We start from the raw sequence: 16,932 nt of genomic DNA, 5'->3' as shown, positions 1-16,932 counted from the left end.
CAACGAGATGTTTGGGGTAGGCAAAAAGATGATTCCACTACGATATGGTTCACTCGCTACAGCGATCGCAGTCGGTTTGTTAACGGCTTACATCAATCCGACGCTGCCAGCCAATGGAATTTTAGCGGGGATTCAATCTCTCCCGAACGCGATTTCGCCAAGCAGATCTCTTACGGAAATCGCTCAAAAACCAGCCCTGCCGTTTCCGCTGGATGGCAAACCAGTCTATGTGCGCCAAGGAAATCAATGGCGAGAAGCTTTATTAACGGGCTATGCCTGGAATAGTCAATCGGGTGTGCGCTATGACGTGAAATATGTCCAGAGTGGCACCACCGAAAAAGGCGTTGGGGTTGACCGGATTAAGTCCTTAAACAGCGCTCAAAATGCCGGGATTGCTACCACGGTGTATGACGTATCCAGTCAAGCAGGAACTCAGCAGATGCTGAATGCTCACAACGACTGGCGTAAGCGAACGGGAGTTTCTGCTGTCACCTGGTCGCCCCAGTTGGCAACTGTTGCTCAGCAATGGGCAACCAAACTTTTGAAGGAAAATCGATTTGAGCATCGTCCAAACTCACGCTATGGAGAAAATCTAGCCGCTGCATCTGGACAGCAGTTGAGTCCAGAACGGGTGGTGAAAATGTGGGGTGAAGAAGTCAGCGATTACAACTACAAGACGAATACCTGTAAACCGGGCAAAATGTGCGGACACTATACGCAAATTGTCTGGCGCAGCACAAAACAAGTTGGGTGTGGCATGGCACGCGGCAACGGTCGGGAAGTGTGGGTTTGTAACTACGATCCACCGGGAAATTTTAGAGGACAAAAGCCGTATTAGCGAGATACTTTTACATCCAATAAACAAAAGCCGTATTAGCGAGATACTTTTATATCCAATAAACTCTAGTGTCGATTCCTAGCCAATTTTTGACGGCTATCCGACTCTATCGATTACCGAAGCGATCGCCGAAAGCTTTGAATCCTTACTGTGTAGTCAAATGGAAATTAGCCATGTCTCCCCTCAAATTTGTTTACTCCTGGTATCGCAACACGCTCCGTCAGCCCAAACTCCGCTGGTGGATCGTGGGCGGCACATTGCTTTATGTGCTGAATCCTTTTGACGTGGTGCCTGATGTGTTTCCGGTAGTGGGTCAAATCGATGATGCTGTGGTGGTCACCATTTTGGCAGCGGAAATGTCACAGGTTTTGCTAGATGGGAAGAAAGCGCGTAAAGAGCAAAAACAGAACAAGCATGAAAATTTGCTTGCGTAGTTTAAGCACATACTGGAATGCAGTCTGTCCTATCTAGCTGTATTATTCTGACAAACGCTTACACACAAACGCTTACACACAAACGCTTACACACAAGGGGCTTGACTGTCTATAAAGTAGTGCCAGTCAAGCCGATAATATTGAATCAGGTGCAGCCGAATGACTGGATGCAACGTTGGGTTTGACAAGCCTGAACTGAGCGCAAAAATTACCCCTTCCTTAAACTGCTGAAAGTCGCGATCGCTCTCTCCTGGCAATCTTGGTTTGTTAGATGAGGATTCCAACGCATTAGATTCAAATAGATGAGATGTAGATGCGATCGCCTCACCTCCACTGACTGGCTGACTGATTAATTCTGCAACTGCGGGTAGGTCTACTGAGTGGCTTGAAGTGATGGTTGTTCGGCGTACCAAATTTTGCGCTTGGCTTTGCCCGGATAGGTCTGTTTCGCCATTTAAGGGAAACGTGAGCGAAGGAATTTCGGTAAGGCGCTTTAGCCTAGAAGCAGCTTTGACACTGGGAAGCTGAAGCAGCATAGTGCGATACGAAAGGGTTGGTTGGGGCAACGGTTCAGGTTGGATTTCTGGGTTAGATGGGGGCGCGATCGCCGCAGGAATTTCACTTCGCACTAATCGCTCAAACTCATGAGTGAAATGGCAAAGCGGTTGCCCACGCCGCTGCCAAATGTGTAAAATTTGCTCCACCGAAACGGCTTTGTATCGCCCTTGATATAGAGCTTCGACGACGGACAACAAGATCCATTGCGCTGGATATGTTTTTAACCAGGCAGCCATTTGTTGCTCAACGGTTACGTCTAACTCAAAGCTGTAATGATGCAGCAAATTAGCGGCATGACTGACCGCCGCTTGAGTGGCAGCATCAATAGAATTATGTGGCAGATCTATCATAAAATCTCTGCTGTTGCAGAAAAGCCCCCGGTCTTCACCCCTATCGTCACAAAAGATGGCGATCGCTTGATTTAAGTTTAGTCGAATATTTGTGAAGGGCACGCCTCAGTCAATTAAACAAAGCCACCACTTTCCCGTCTTGACTAAAGTCTATATTGTCTTCTTCTAAAAAATTTGAGTTTTTAAGCTGTGTATATTTTTACTCAAGAATACAAATTATGTCTTCTATGATGTTCAAGATGAGCGTTCGACAGAGCTAAATTTCGGATTGGGTTATTGCTCTGTATCACGTCGTAAAACATCACGTCGTAAAACAGTTCAGCTTTAATTCACGAAAATTCGTCTATCTCTTCTCTACCTCTTCAAGGAGAATAGAGATCAACCATTCATGTAGGGTGTAGATGTAAAAGAACTACCGAGCGCGGTTTTGCAGCATTACCCACATGACGCGATCGCACATCCCCGTTTCCCTAAGTTTGTGCTGTTGCTGAAATTCCATCACGGCTTCGTAGGTTTGATCTTCAAAAAAACCATCCCGCGCGATCGCATAACCGTTAATGTTCAACAATCCTTGCAGTTCATAGACATCCAAACCCGAAAGCCCTTGACGCAGAATTCGGCTACCCGGTTTCACGCCAAGCTTGAGGGCTGCCCAAGTTTTGGGACCAATCACCGCATCTACCCGAAACCCATGGCGACGCTGAAAAATCATCACACAATCTTCAGTGCGACTGTCATATTCACCCGTAACCGCCAGCTTAAACCCAAACGCTTTTAGTAGTTCTTGTAGTTCAATCACCTCATCGCCCACATCCCACGGGCGTAAAATTGTACCCGTTGTAGCGGTATCAAGGGTCGCATAAATTGGGTTGAGGCGACTGTTAATTAAATGATGAATTGCCATAAAGCGGTGCAAAGTTGCTTACTCCCCACACCATACACCGCTCTCCAAAGCAAGTCGAGTTAACGATTACTCACGGCTTTATCATTTGCCTGAAGCACCTGGCTTACAGCTATAGGAATCACTCGCGACCCGCGTTCATTCGATTGATAGCCCCATTGCTGCTGACCATTGGACACGATCGCCAACCAGTTCGTTTCGTCGCGGCATCCCCCCAATAGCACACAGGATCGATTAGACTGCTGTGTCACATCCAAAAAGCGGAGGGCTTCAGGACGAGCATTGCGCCCATTGCGTTTGAGGATATCTTGGGCGATCGCGTCGGCAACTTGGCTAGGTAAAATGGGGCGACGATCCATCACAAGCTGGGTTCCTGTTTGATTGGTGCGATAAGACCAGTTCAGGGTGCCAGTGCTAACCTTCACCTCCCACCCTTCAATCGGTTGATACATCATTGGGCAAATGCTGCCGAAGCCAAAGGAACAGCTATTGCCCCAAGTTTGCGGTTTTGCTGCGGCAATTTTTACGGCTTGCGATCGCGCCCATTTCGTCGCATCTTGCATCACTGCCATTTGCACTGCGGCAGGCAATTGAGCGCTGGTGCCGTTCACTTTTGGATCAAGCGCAATCTGAGATCCGGTTTTGTCGATGTGATACGTCCAAGTTTGCCCACGAACGGTGACTAACACTTCCCAGCCTTCGATCGGGCGATACTCAGACGTACAAACTTCGCCAAAGTTGAATGCACAGGCATTGCCAAAGGTTTTAGCGGTAGCTTGAGTAATCTTGATATTAGTAGGAGGCAGACCCGCCCGACTTGCAGCAGCCGTCAAAATCTGATTTTGCAGGGGAACTGGTAGAGCAAGGGCAGCAACATTTTTGGGATTGATCACAATCTTGGAACCCGTTTTATCTACGCGATAGTTCCAGGTTTGGTTATTTCCCTGCACCAAAACCTCCCAGCCTGTCACAGGGTTGTACTCTTTGGTGCAAATCTCGCCAAAATTGAAGACGCAGGGATTGCTAAAGGTCGATGCTTTCGCCTGACTGACTCTGAGGGTGGCGGGTGGAAGATTGGTGCGCTTGTAGGCATCTTGCAACACGGCGCTAATCAAGGCTCCAGGCATGGGAACGTCACGAGTAGCAGCAGTTTGAGCGAGTGGAACCGGGTTGGGATTGGGCAACTCAGCCGCGATCGCGGGAGTATTGGCAGCCGAACACATCATCAGGTTCGTCACAGCCAGAGTTAGCGGCACAATAGATTTGAGAGATAGGCGATGATCCAAAACAGCGGCAAGATTGGTAGATTTCATAGCAATAACCTTGAATGTCGAATAAAACAGAGACACACGACAGCACTGATGCTATTTTTTCCACCCGCGATCTCGCTCCATCAGGAAAGTTTTAGCGACTCAAAAACAATAGAGCGTCACGAGGAATCCGCTAAGCTAAAAAGGCTCAGCCTTACTGCAATTTAGAACCATCCTCACAATACCGATTTCTTATCCCGTTGCATTTCGGCGCTGCTGAATGCAAGTATGATTTCTGACTGTAGGCGGAGGTCTTATGTTTACCCTGGCGTAGGTGGAGGGCAACCACAAGGGATTGCCCCTACAAATTTCATCCCCAGATTCAGCAATGCCTCATTTCTAGATCTAAGCAAAATTTTTAGCTCTCAACTCTGTTCTAGATCTAAGCAAAATTTTTAGCTCTCAACTCTGTACTCCGCACCTCCATGCCCCATCTTCCTAGCACCATTGAAGCGATTCTTTATCTCAAAGCACAACCGCTAACCGTGGCAGAAATTGCTGACTATGCTGGGTGCGATCGCGCTGCGGTTAAAGAAGCACTCCTAGAACTAATGGAAGACTATGCTCATCGAGATAGCGCTTTAGAAGTGACGGAAACCCCCAGTGGTTATAGTTTGCAACTGCGGGATACCTTTCATAGTTTAATTCAAACTTTGCTGCCAGCCGATGTAGGTTTGGGTGCCTTGCGAACCTTAGCCGCGATCGCGCTTAAAGGCAAAATCTCTCAAACTGACCTAGTTGAAATCCGGGGTTCAAATGTTTATCAGCACGTCCAAGAATTGGTTGAATTAGGGTTTGTCCGCAAACGAAAACAATCCGATGGGCGATCGTTTTGGCTTCAGGTCACCGAAAAATTTCATCAGTATTTTCAACTAAATTCTGACCAAACTTTAGAGCTAACCCAATACTTAAGCAAGAATGAAACTTCTTCACCCGATACAGATGAAACTCTGAGTTGATAATGGCAGAATAGTGACAATGAATCCTACTCAGTCTTCCATGATTTTCAATTCTGACAGCGCAAACTTTTTGAATTCTGATTCCGAAGTCCAAGAAGTTAACATGCTTCTGCAATATCTTCAGCATCAGCCGCCGGAAGTATTGGCTCAGGTGGCAAAGTCGGTTAGCCCAGAAGTTAAGCAAATCATTACTCACAATGTGCAAGGCTTATTGGGAATGCTGCCCCCGGAAGGCTTCAATATCAAAATCACCACCGATCGCGAAAATATGGCTGGACTACTGGTTTCTGCGATGATGACGGGCTATTTCCTACGCCAAATGGAGCAGCGGATGGATATGGAATCTCTTTTAGGAAATTCGCTGCCACTTAAAAATGAGTAATCAAATTTCGGGTCTCAGTAAGGTTCTTTCCCTCTTCCCTCTTCCCTAATTTTGCTGCTCTTTAGGAAAAGCTTTTGGCTGAATCTGCACTTGTCGAGCCTGACCGTTGCGAACGATTTCTAGCGATAAATTCCCGCCAATTTTGCTGGCTTCTACCTTTGCTTGCACTTCTGTTGCAGATTTTATCGGTTGACCATCCACTTTTTGAATCACATCGCCTTGCTGAATGCCGGCTTTAGCCGCTGGAGAATTATCCATCACTCGCACAATCAACACCCCTTGATCGCGGCTGATTTTGAGCTTTAAGTTATCGGTTTCATTAATTTTTTTTCGCAGGGTAGGCGTGAGATCGACCATTTGCACACCGAGAAAGGGATGCTCGACCTTGCCTTTGCTAATCAGTTGTTCGGCAACTCGTTGAGCCGTTTCGATCGGAATGGCAAACCCCAAGCCTTGAGCATCGGCACGGATGGCGGTATTTACCCCAATCACTTCGCCCTCATCGTTTAATAGGGGACCACCAGAATTCCCTGGATTAATTGCGGCATCGGTTTGAATGAAGCTAACACGCTTATCGGGTACGCCCACTTGGGAACTCGATCGCCCGATTGCGCTAATGATCCCCGCCGTGACGGTGTTATCGAGTCCTAACGGGTTGCCGATCGCGATCGCCCACTGCCCCGGAACTAGCCCTGCTGATTTGCCCAACTTCACGACAGGCAGATCCTTCGCGTTGATTTTCACGACCGCCACATCCGTCACAGAATCTACACCCATGACTCGCCCTTCAAAAGTGCGCCCATCCTTTAGGGTCACTTCCACAGTTTGTGAGCCGGATACTACATGGGCATTGGTGATGATTTGCCCATTTTGAGATAAAACGAACCCGGAACCCGTGCCCCGTTCCACCCGCTCTTTGGGTTCGGCGGGGGAGTTGCCCCCAAAAAAGCGGCGGAAAAAGGGCGATCGCAATGCATCGGGCAAATCATTCGTTAGGGTGCGAGATGAATCAATCCGCACCACAGCCGGTCCCACCCGTTCCACCGCCACCGCAATAAAATTTGAATTAGTAAATGCGGATTTTGCCAGTAGCTTATTCGCATTCACCATGGGCTGGACTAACACAGAAGGCTCCGCAGCGTTTGGCTTCTCCTGTACTTGATTAATCAAATAGTGACTGCCCACAATCCCTGCACCACTGCCCACTGCAAGTAATGATACATAAGTTGCCAGTTGTTTAAACGATAGCTTCATAGGTCAGTGGGGGTGATCAATAGCGGTAATCCTACCCTACTTTACTTCAACTGAAATGGGCAGCACCTTTGCGAAAGAAGAATGAAGCAAGCCGATCTCGCGATGGGTCGATTAACCTGGAAATAGCTACGAATTGCTTTATTGACTTAACTGCTGTTTTTTATGCCATCCTGCTCATCACGATTTTGCCATTCGGTCTGGTCAGTTTTTTTGCTGATTGCCCTCGGCTGGGAATTTAGCTTTGCCGCAGAGGGGGTTAGCCAAACGACCGAGCAATTCCCCAGAGGAGAAACTACGCCTAGCTCTTGCCCAACTCCCGCACTCTCTCGCTTAAAGCGTCATACGGTTGCGCCAGGGGAAACCATAGAGGCGATCGCCCAAAAATATAGCCTGATTCCTGCAACCCTGCTTGGCTTCAATTCGGTTTTGCGGGGTGGGAAAGCTCCGGTTGGGGCTTCAATTCTAGTGCCGCCCTTTAACGGCATTCGGGTTGAGTTGGGAGCGGGGAAAACTTGGCGTGAGGTAGCGAAGGCATACAAAGTCCGCCCGGATGTGCTGTTTGAGGTGAATGGCTGTCAGCGATCGCCCAAAGTCGTTTTCATTCCAGGGGTTAACTGGTCGCCCGTTGGCACCGCTGCCCAAACTCTGCCGCGCCAATCGAGAGCCATTTTGTCTGGCTATCCCTTACCTGCCGCCCCGTCGGAATCGGCAGTGTTGCTCAATTATGGCTATGGCGTACAGCCGGAAACAGGGACAGTGGGCTTTCATAGCGGCGTAGATTTGGCAGCAACGCAAAATACTGCCGTGCTATCTGTCGGAGCCGGAACAATTGCCTTTGCCGGAGTTCAAGGCGCTTTGGGTAACTTAGTGGTAATTAACCATGCGGAAGGATTGCAAACTCGCTATGCCCAGCTAGGACAAATTGCCGTAAAGGTGGGTCAGCGAGTCAACAAGGGGCAACCAATTGGCACAGTAGGTTTTTCGGGTCGTCCTAGTTCTCAGCAGCCCCATCTTCACTTTGAAGTGCGATCGCGCTCTAGCTTGGGTTGGGTGGCGGAAGATCCCCAGGTGATTTTGCTGAAAAATGCTCGACGTGCTGATAATCGCTAGGTTGAGGCTTGATCAGATATCCACTTTCCCAATTAGACATTTACTCTGCGTCTTATGGATTATCAACGATTTATTAATCAACTTCCTGAACAGTTTCATCAATGGGGCAAGGAAACCGTTCATCCAAAGTCAGATCAGTTCCAGGACTCGTTGAACTTGATTACAGGGATGACCACTGCCAACGTAATGCAACTGCTCAATTTTGCAGTGGAATGCATGGATGAGGGTGAAGTATATTGTGAAATTGGCACCTATCGCGGCTCAACTTTAATTGGAGCGTTGCTGAACCAGCGCGATCGCATGGCGTATGCAGTAGATAATTTTTCTGAGTTTGATACGGATGGAGTCTGCTTAGAAGCGCTGTTCAACAACCTGAATCATTTTGGATTAGAAGAACAGGTTTACTTTTGCAATCAAGACTTTCAGAATTTTTTACTGGAGCTACAAGAGCTTGGTAGTGAAGACAAAATCGGAGTCTATTTTTATGATGGGGCGCATGATTATCGCTCTACGCTATTGGGATTGCTACTGGTTAAACCGTTTCTGGCGGATCATGCCTTGATCATTTTAGACGATGCAAATTGGGGCACTGTGCAGCAAGCGTGCTGGGATTTTTTAGCTACTACGCCAGAGGCAACTGTAGCAATGGAATTATTCACTCCCGTTGCTCGGCATTCTACCTTTTGGAATGGGATTCAAATCCTTAGTTGGGATTGCCATAAAGTTCATACCTATTCTGCTGATGACTTTAATCAAAAACGCCACCCATTGGTAATTCAATCCATTTATAACTTGCAATTGCTTGAACAAAAACAGCAATCGTTAGAAACGGTCTATCAAGAGGCAAAAGCTTATCATCAAAATAAACAGTTTAGTAGCGCCGAAAAAAAGTATCAAGAATATTTGCTGTGGCGAGATGAGGATGCCGAAGCTTGGAGAACTTTAGGAATCCTTTATTATGAACATGAAGCGTATTTAGATTGTTTTAATGCGCTTCAAAAAGCGATCGTGCTCGATTCAGCGAATGAGGTTTCTTACTATTTTATTGGATGTGTATTAGAACGCTTAGAGCGACCCAATCAAGCGATCGCGGCTTACCAACAAGCACTTTCGCTTAACCCCAATCTTGTTGATGCTTATAACAACTTAGGAAATTTGTTTGCTCTGCAAGATAAACTCGATCAAGCAGAGACACTTTACCAGCAGGCGATCGCACTCTATCCTAACTTTTTTGGCACCTATCTTAATTTAGGCAATTTGTATCTCGATCAAGGGCAGCTTTCGGACGCTATAACAACCTATCAAAAAGCCCTTCAGCTTCAACCCAATCATTTAGATGTACAGCATAATCTAAATATTGCCCTGCAAGCTCAAAATAATCCAACTCAGTTTCATCAGCAAGCAGCAGAACGGTTTGCTCAACTAGGGCGTACTGTCACAGCGATCAATCACTATCAAGCCTTAATGGTGCTGCCATCTAGCCAGCCTCATTATTACTCTGAATTAGCTGAATTATTGTGGAAGCTCAATCGAAATTCTGAAGCCATTGAAGTGTTAAAACAGGGTATTCTTTTGCATGAAAATTCAGAGCAGCTACACTATGAATTGATAATTAAGCTAATGCGATCAAATCAGTACCAAGCAGCAATTGCATCAGCAGAAATTGCAATAAAAAAGCTGTCAGAAAGCTACCTATTTAAACTGCTTAATGCTCTACTGCTTCCTTTGGCGTATGACTCACCCGAAGAAATTGAGTTTTATCGCGATCGCTTCACGGTCGCCCTACAAAATTTAATTGAAGAAACGGTATTAGAAACAGCGAATCAACAGGAAGATGCGCTAGTAGGAAGCCGATGCTTTACGAGCTTTCAGTTGACCTATCAAGCCCAAAGTATGCTCGAACTCCAACAGCAGTATGGGCATTTGATTCGGAAAATTATGACAGCTAATTATCCCGAATGGGTGCAGCATTTATCAATGCCAGCGATTGAAACCAAAATTCGGATTGGGTATGCATCTCATTATTTTCATGCCTACAGTGGAACACTATGGCTAACTGGATGGTTGAAGTATTGTAATCATCAAAACTTTGAAATTTTTTGCTATTACACAGGAGATTCACCCGATTTAATTACTGAACAATTTCAATCCTGGAGCGATCGCTTTCATCATATTCCCAACAATTTAGAAGCGGTTTGCCAACAAATTTTGTCTGACCAACTGCATGTTCTAGTGTTTCCTGAAATTGGTATGGACCCGTTGACTGTGCAAATGGCGGCACTGCGACTAGCACCGATTCAATGCACCGCTTGGGGACATCCGGTTACATCGGGTCTATCCACGATTGACTATTACATTTCCAGCGAAGCAATGGAGCCAGCTAACGCTCAAGCCCATTACTCGGAAACCCTAGTCTGTTTGCCAAAATTAGGGATTGCTTACCCTCCGCCACAGGTGCCGCTGCTAACGAAAACACGGGCTGACTTTCAACTGCGAGAAGATGCGATCGCCTATCTGTGCTGTCAGGCTCCGTTCAAATATTTGCCACAGCACGATGCTTTGTTAGTCGAGATTGCGCGTCAAGTGCCTCATGCCCAATTTGTATTTATCCGATCCGACATTTTGCAGCCTCGTCTCCATCGAGCGTTTGCCGCTGCCAAGCTTAATCGCGACGATTACTGTGTCTTTTTACCCTCGCTAGAGCGCAACGACTACTTAATGTTGAATCTGCTTTCTGATGTTTATTTGGATACGCTAGGTTTCACAGGCGGCAATACTACACTGGACGCGATCGCCTGTGGGCTACCGATCGTCACCTGTCCTGGGGAATTCATGCGGGGTCGGCTTTCCACTGGCATCTTGCAAACATTGGGTATGACCGACACGATAGCGACGAATGAAGCCGACTATATTAAAATTGCTGTCAGGTTGGCGCAGGAGCCAGATTGGAGGAGCGAAATTTTAACAGTAATGCAAGCCCAATGCTCACAGGTATTTGATGACCTAACCTGCGTCACTGCCTTAGAAGAATTTTATTGCCAAGTCGTTCAGGAAAGGCTTGATAGATCTACCAAAAATCGGTGACATTGTAGCCAAACTCTGCCATCATCTGACGCAGCAGTGGCATACTTAGCCCAATCACATTGCTATGACAGCCTTCTAGCTTTTCGACAAAAAAGCCGCCTTTCCCTTCCAGCGCAAAGCACCCGGCACAGTGCATCGGTTCCCCTGTGGCTACGTAGGCTTCAATCTGGCGATCGCTGATGTTCGCAAAATGCACCTGCGTCACCTGACAGCGAACTAATGTTTTCAGGGGCGTTTCAGAAGATTGGGTTCTAGGCAGCAGTTCAATCAGAGTATGCCCCGTATAAAGTCCGCCGATGTGACCGCGCATTGCTTGCCAACGGGCGATCGCCTCCGCTGCACTGTCCGGCTTTCCATAAATCTCCCCATGAATCGCCAAAACCGAATCACAACCCAAAATCAGCGTTGGCGTTGATATCCCAGCCTTAGCTAATTGTGTCGCCACTGTATCCGCTTTTCTCAAAGCTAAGGTTCTCACCAGCAAATCAGCATCAGCACTAGTGATCTGAGATTCATCAAAATCACTCGGCTGCACGATCGGGTCAATTCCTGCAATTTGCAGCAACCGTCGTCGGGCTGGAGAAGCCGAAGCTAGAACGAACTGTGGAATTCCCATGGGACTGTAAAGGAAAGAGTTTTAAGGTTTGAGTTTAAAGAGTTTTGCCTTCCTTGAGATCTTTCAACTTGAGCGCTCAGCCGAACGAGTTTTGAGTTGGGAACTTTAAGAAAGTTCTAATCTTGGCTTGTGTCTTCATTGTCCTGTTCCCTAACCCTAGCCCCTTAAACCTGACACCTAATTAATAGACTGAAAACGATCGCACTGTTTTTTCTAACATATCTTTCATTTTTTCCCAGCGACCTTCAGTCGTGGAAGCGTTAATGGTGTAAAGTTTGCCGCGATTAACAGCGACGCTAGCCAAACTGTGACGGGCTTGATCACCAACCTTAACTGCATATTCCAATAGGTAGTAAGTTTTATCGCCGATTTCTCGCATCTCAGCATTGACTAGTTCCGCTTCTCTGCCGGAGTTAGGAGGAGCGATCGCGCTCTTAGAGAGCTTGTAGCCAACTTGACCGGGATCACCCAAATCTTTTAGAGATTTGCCAGTCGTCACCGGATTGATAACAACACTAACATTCTCGGTTTGCTCAATAATGTCATGGAACACCACATCGGGTCCATCCGACACTTGGACTTGCAGCCAACCGTTAGGATACAAGAATTGGTAACCATCAAAGCTGTCTACAAAGCTTTTGAACCCAGTCGCGCCAGATACACATCCTTGTAAACTCAAACTGATGACTACCATCAGCATTACCACTGTCCGCTTGAGCATCTCTCCAACTCCGCTGCTAGCCAATTAATAATATGTCAGGGTAAGTTACCCCACTGCCCTTGTCAGTTCTTCTATTCTCCCATCTCTTTGTAACGAAAGGTGACACGATGCTGAGAATTGCCCTCTTATTCACAACGACCTTTGCCGTTCTGCTTCTCTGGCAAAACGGCATCTCTGCTCAAGCCACATTTAACTTGCAAAATGATATTAACCAGTTGCGATCGCAGATGCAGCAGTTGCGATCAGAAGTCAATCAACTGCGTCGGGGCAATGCTATCCCATCTAATCTACCCCCATCGATTTCTCGCTCAACGCGCCCTTCAACCCTGAGCGATCGCCAAATTATTGATCGCCTTGCAACACTGGCGATCGAAGCTAAAGATCGGCTCAACGCCTTAGAATCACGGATGTCTAAGCTAGAAGCTCGTTTCCGGTAAAGTCAATGAAACAATTGCAAAACTCAGGTGAAAATTCGTAGGGGCAACCATAAGGGATTGTCCCTACGAATTTCATATCTCGATTCAGCAACGCCGATAGATGAACTTCATACTATTCATTATGAATTGTGATAGATGATTGAATAACCGATTTGGCGGTAGGTAGAGGCTTTTTGTTCTACTCTATATCAAGAGAGCATATTCACTTTTGTACATTGACTATGCTAAATAGTAATTAGGTTAAAGATTGAATAAACTAAATACTTCGTCTATCTAGTTTATTCGTTTTTTTAGCACTGCTGAATGTAAGTATGATTTCTGATTGTAGGAATAGTATCTTATGCCTACTCTTGCTGAACCAAGGCGACCATAAGGGATTTCTACTACAAATTTCATTTCTGGATTGAGCAATGCCCATTTTTCAGATCCGCAAGTTTTTCATACTTAAAATTTTTTGATTCTATAAGGTGATTGAATGGCTCCTCCGCTCGTTCAAACTATCTGGCTTGTACCTTTTTATTCGCTGATTGGCGCATCCCTGTCAGTAATTTGGTTTCCTTCAATTACTCGCCGCACTGGTCCTCGCCCCGCCGGGTATATCAATGCGATAATGACTTTGCTTTCATTGGTTCATGCGCTTTTGGCGTTGCCTTCAACTTGGAATCAGCCTGCTTATGAAGTGTCTTTTCAATGGCTGAATGTGGCTGGGCTAGATTTAACGATTCCGGTGCAGGTGTCGTCGCTCACGGTTGGCGCGATCGCCCTCGTTTCAGGGCTAAATTTGTTCGCACAGGTATTTGCGATCGGCTACATGGAAATGGATTGGGGCTGGGCACGGTTCTATTCCTTGTTGGCGCTGTTTGAAGCCGGGATGACAGCGCTGGTTTTGTGCAACTCCCTGTTTTTCAGCTACATCATCCTAGAAGTACTCACTTTAGGTACTTATCTTTTGCTAGGTTTTTGGTTTAACCAATCGCTCGTTGTCACCGGCGCGCGTGATGCCTTCCTAACGAAACGGATCGGTGACTTGTTTCTGCTGATGGCAGTGATTGCAATCTATCCTCTAACAGGCACCTGGAATTTTTCTGAAATGGCGGTATGGGCGACGACTGTGGCGGTCGATCCAACGCTGATTGCCTTGATTGGATTGGGATTGATTGCGGGACCCATGGGCAAATGCGCTCAGTTTCCTCTGCATCTGTGGCTCGATGAAGCGATGGAAGGTCCCATTCCTTCAACAATCCTGCGAAACTCGGTGGTGGTGGCTACAGGCGCTTGGGTCTTGGTGAAGCTAGAGCCGATTTTGGCGCTGTCGCCCTTTGTCCTTTCCACAACAATTTTCATTGGTGCTGTTACGGCAGTCGGAGGTTCTTTAATTGCATTGGCACAAATTGATGTGAAGCGAACTCTGTCTTATCTCGTCAGTGCCTATATGGGAATTGTGTTTATTGCAGTGGGAACGGGAGAAACTCAAGCTGCTTTGATGCTTGTATTCACTCATGCAATTTCGATGTCGCTGTTGATTATGAGTATCGGGGGCATTATCTGGAACAGCATTACGCAAAACGTGACTCAGTTGGGTGGGTTGTGGTCTCGCCGCCCTATGTCGGGGTTGGCGTTTATTGTTGGAACTTTGGGGCTGACTGCTTTTCCACCATTTGGCAGCTTTTGGGCGCTATTGGAGTTAATCGACGGATTGCGCGATACTCACCCTTGGTTGGTGGGTGTGCTGCTGCTGGTCAACGTGTTGACTGCTTTTGGGCTAACACGGGTGTTTTGCTTGTTGTTTAGGGGGAAAGCAAAACCGATGGCACAGCGATCGCCCGAAGTTCATTGGCCCATGATGTTGCCCATGATGGTTCTACTCGGTTTTACACTGCATGTGCCTTTGGTGTTGCAAGCCTGCGATCTATTGCCAAACTGGGTAGACATGAATATAAGCATGGCGCTGCTGTTGATTGGGTCTAGTATTTTGGGCGGCAGCCTCAGCGCAGTGGTTTATCTAGGCAACGCTGTTCCCAAACCCGTTCAATTTCCGCTGCAATCTCTGCAAAATCTTGTGGCATACGACTTTTATACACCGACGCTATATCGCTCTAGCTTTGTGTTTGGAGTCGATTTGATTTCTCGGCTGACTGATTGGATTGATAAATACTTAGTGGATGGCGTAGTGAATCTATTTGGTTTTGTCACTCTTTTAGGAGGGCAAAATCTGAAGTACAGCACATCGGGACAATCTCAGTTTTATGCGCTCACGATTTTATTCGGCGTTGTATTGCTTGGATTTTTCCTCTGCTTTCCCTTCTTATCCAATATGGCAGTTGGATTTGCGGCGAATTTCATGCCCCAAGCTATTGGCTAGCACCTCTCCACTGTTACTTTTTACGGTTGCTTAAATCTATGCTTAGTACCTTAATTTGGTTACCTCTGCTCGGTGCTGCTGTGATGGGTTTCTTGCCGGGAACGATCGCGGCGAGTCGATTTCGCTGGGGTGCGATCGCGATCGCCAGTCTTCTTCTAGTCTGGACAGCGGCTCTATTCACCCAGTTTGATATCTCCACTGCCACCATGCAGATGCAGGAATATCTCCCTTGGATTCCCACGTTGGGCATCAACTATTCCTTAGCTGTTGATGGCTTATCGCTGCCATTGGTGATGTTGAGTAACTTGCTTACCCTGGGTGTAATTTACAGTGCCGAGTCTTTAGTTGCCAAAGGTCAAGTGATGCAGCGTCCTCGCCTGTTCTATTCCTTGGTCTTTTTGATTAATGCAGGCATGGCAGGAGCTTTAATGGCACAAAACCTGCTGATGTTCTTTTTATTCTATGAGTTAGAGTTAATTCCGTTTTACTTGTTGATCGTGATTTGGGGTGGAGCCAAGCGCGAGTATGCCGGAATGAAGTTTCTGATTTATACAGCAACCTCCGGCATCCTAATTTTGGCGGCATTCTTAGCGACAGTCTGGCTCTCTGGTTCGGGGAGTTTTGATTACAATGCCATTTCCACAGTGGATTTACCGCAGCGCACCCAGTTAATTTTGCTAACGTTATTGCTGATTGGTTTTGGCATTAAAATTCCCCTGATTCCGCTGCATACCTGGTTACCCGATGCCTATGTAGAGGCTTCAACTCCTACCGCGATTTTGCTAGGCGGGGTGCTGGCGAAACTGGGAACCTATGGCTTAGTCAGGTTTGGCATTAGCTTATTTCCTGAAACTTGGTCGTTAGTTACACCGGCGTTATCTTGGCTGGCGGCAATTTGTGTGATTTATGGGGCAATGGCAGCGATCGCCCAAAAAGATATTAAACGCATGGTTGCTTATAGCTCCATTGGGCACATGGGCTACGTCATGCTAGGCATGGCGGCTCTGACTCCGTTGAGTATGGTAGGTGCCGTCTCGCAAATGGTCAGTCATGGCTTGATCTTGGCGCTACTGTTTTACATTGTGGGTGTAATTGAAGTGAAAGTGGGCACCCGCGATCTAGATGTATTGAATGGCTTGCTTAACCCCATTCGAGGATTGCCGCTCACCAGTTCTCTGTTGGTGTTGGCAGGCATGGCAAGTGCAGGAATTCCAGGAATGGTTGGTTTTATTGCAGAGTTTCTCGTGTTTCAAGGCAGCTATACCACGTTTCCATTGCCTACTCTGTTGTGTGTCGCTGGAACCGGACTAACCGCCGTTTATTTTGTCATTTTGCTCAATCGCACTTGTTTCGGTCGGCTCGATACTAAAACGGCTTACTATCCTCGTGTCACTTGGCGAGAGCAGACTCCTGCTTTAATTTTGACTGGGTTAATCGTTTTCTTAGGCATTCAGCCCACCTGGTTAGTCCGTTGGAGTGAAACCACAACAGCGGCATTAGTGGCAGCGGCTCCAATCCATCACCAAGTTGGATTGAATTTACCCACGATTTCGCAAAGTGAAGACTTCAGGGCGATCTCCCAAACTTCAGTTAACCCCAATCCACTGTGAACCGAT

15 protein-coding genes are annotated in these 16,932 nt (G+C 46.9%); 9 read left to right on the top strand and 6 right to left on the bottom strand.

Annotated elements, in window-relative coordinates; genetic code table 11:
- Nucleotides 1–28 precede the first annotated feature (28 nt).
- Nucleotides 29–838, top strand: coding sequence for a pathogenesis-related family 1 protein (locus AB3R30_RS14370; RefSeq protein ID WP_458649884.1), 810 nt, complete (start codon nt 29–31; stop codon nt 836–838).
- Between the two features lie 68 nt (nt 839–906).
- Nucleotides 907–1,272: a DUF1232 domain-containing protein gene (locus AB3R30_RS14365; protein WP_458649883.1), complete on the top strand. Its 366-nt coding sequence runs from the start codon at nt 907–909 to the stop codon at nt 1,270–1,272.
- Nucleotides 1,273–1,358: 86 nt separating this feature from the next.
- On the opposite strand, the gene AB3R30_RS14360 is transcribed toward AB3R30_RS14365, so the two are convergent.
- The 3 genes from AB3R30_RS14360 to AB3R30_RS14350 form a co-directional block, all read right to left on the bottom strand.
- A complete protein-coding gene (locus AB3R30_RS14360; RefSeq protein ID WP_458649882.1) occupies nt 1,359–2,180 on the bottom strand; it encodes a hypothetical protein in 822 nt (273 codons plus the stop codon).
- Between the two features lie 412 nt (nt 2,181–2,592).
- A complete protein-coding gene (locus AB3R30_RS14355; RefSeq protein WP_458649881.1) occupies nt 2,593–3,084 on the bottom strand; it encodes a peptidoglycan-binding domain-containing protein in 492 nt (163 codons plus the stop codon).
- Between the two features lie 59 nt (nt 3,085–3,143).
- Entirely contained in the window at nt 3,144–4,394 is a 1,251-nt protein-coding gene (locus AB3R30_RS14350; RefSeq protein ID WP_458649880.1) for a hypothetical protein, read from the bottom strand.
- Between the two features lie 422 nt (nt 4,395–4,816).
- Between AB3R30_RS14350 and scpB the strand changes: the two genes are divergently transcribed.
- Complete coding sequence (scpB, locus tag AB3R30_RS14345; protein ID WP_458649879.1) at nt 4,817–5,350, top strand: SMC-Scp complex subunit ScpB; 534 nt, start codon at nt 4,817–4,819, stop codon at nt 5,348–5,350.
- 103 nt (nt 5,351–5,453) lie between these two features.
- Complete coding sequence (locus AB3R30_RS14340; protein WP_458649878.1) at nt 5,454–5,732, top strand: DUF760 domain-containing protein; 279 nt, start codon at nt 5,454–5,456, stop codon at nt 5,730–5,732.
- 45 nt (nt 5,733–5,777) lie between these two features.
- Here AB3R30_RS14340 and AB3R30_RS14335 read toward each other — a convergent pair whose 3' ends face one another.
- Complete coding sequence (locus tag AB3R30_RS14335) at nt 5,778–6,986, bottom strand: HhoA/HhoB/HtrA family serine endopeptidase (RefSeq protein ID WP_458649877.1); 1,209 nt, start codon at nt 6,984–6,986, stop codon at nt 5,778–5,780.
- Between the two features lie 162 nt (nt 6,987–7,148).
- Between AB3R30_RS14335 and AB3R30_RS14330 the strand changes: the two genes are divergently transcribed.
- Entirely contained in the window at nt 7,149–8,096 is a 948-nt protein-coding gene (locus tag AB3R30_RS14330) for a LysM peptidoglycan-binding domain-containing M23 family metallopeptidase (protein WP_458649876.1), read from the top strand.
- Nucleotides 8,097–8,150: 54 nt separating this feature from the next.
- On the top strand, nt 8,151–11,180 hold the full coding sequence (locus AB3R30_RS14325; protein WP_458649875.1) for an O-linked N-acetylglucosamine transferase family protein: 3,030 nt from the start codon (nt 8,151–8,153) through the stop codon (nt 11,178–11,180).
- Here the strand turns inward: AB3R30_RS14325 and AB3R30_RS14320 are convergent.
- The gene (locus AB3R30_RS14320; protein ID WP_458649874.1) at nt 11,164–11,796 is read right to left on the bottom strand and encodes a Maf family protein; all 633 of its coding nucleotides are present in this window, start codon (nt 11,794–11,796) and stop codon (nt 11,164–11,166) included. The two genes, AB3R30_RS14325 and AB3R30_RS14320, sit on opposite strands and share 17 nt — an antisense overlap.
- A gap of 181 nt (nt 11,797–11,977) precedes the next feature.
- On the bottom strand, nt 11,978–12,517 hold the full coding sequence (gene psbP, locus AB3R30_RS14315; protein ID WP_458649873.1) for a photosystem II reaction center PsbP: 540 nt from the start codon (nt 12,515–12,517) through the stop codon (nt 11,978–11,980).
- 107 nt (nt 12,518–12,624) lie between these two features.
- On the opposite strand from psbP, the gene AB3R30_RS14310 reads away from it, so the two are divergent.
- The 3 genes from AB3R30_RS14310 (at nt 12,625) to AB3R30_RS14300 (ending at nt 16,926) form a co-directional block, all read left to right on the top strand.
- Nucleotides 12,625–12,954, top strand: coding sequence for a hypothetical protein (locus tag AB3R30_RS14310; protein WP_458649872.1), 330 nt, complete (start codon nt 12,625–12,627; stop codon nt 12,952–12,954).
- Between the two features lie 475 nt (nt 12,955–13,429).
- A complete protein-coding gene (locus AB3R30_RS14305) occupies nt 13,430–15,316 on the top strand; it encodes an NAD(P)H-quinone oxidoreductase subunit F (RefSeq protein WP_458649871.1) in 1,887 nt (628 codons plus the stop codon).
- A gap of 38 nt (nt 15,317–15,354) precedes the next feature.
- On the top strand, nt 15,355–16,926 hold the full coding sequence (locus AB3R30_RS14300) for an NADH-quinone oxidoreductase subunit M (protein ID WP_458649870.1): 1,572 nt from the start codon (nt 15,355–15,357) through the stop codon (nt 16,924–16,926).
- Nucleotides 16,927–16,932 lie beyond the last annotated feature (6 nt).

This window comes from Sivoneniella epilithica UHCC 1019 (genome assembly GCF_040830845.1).
Classification (GTDB): Bacteria; Cyanobacteriota; Cyanobacteriia; order Leptolyngbyales; family Leptolyngbyaceae; genus ULC077BIN1.
The sequence above is the reverse complement of the archived record's forward strand: the minus strand, read 5'-3'. Positions and strand labels throughout refer to the sequence as shown.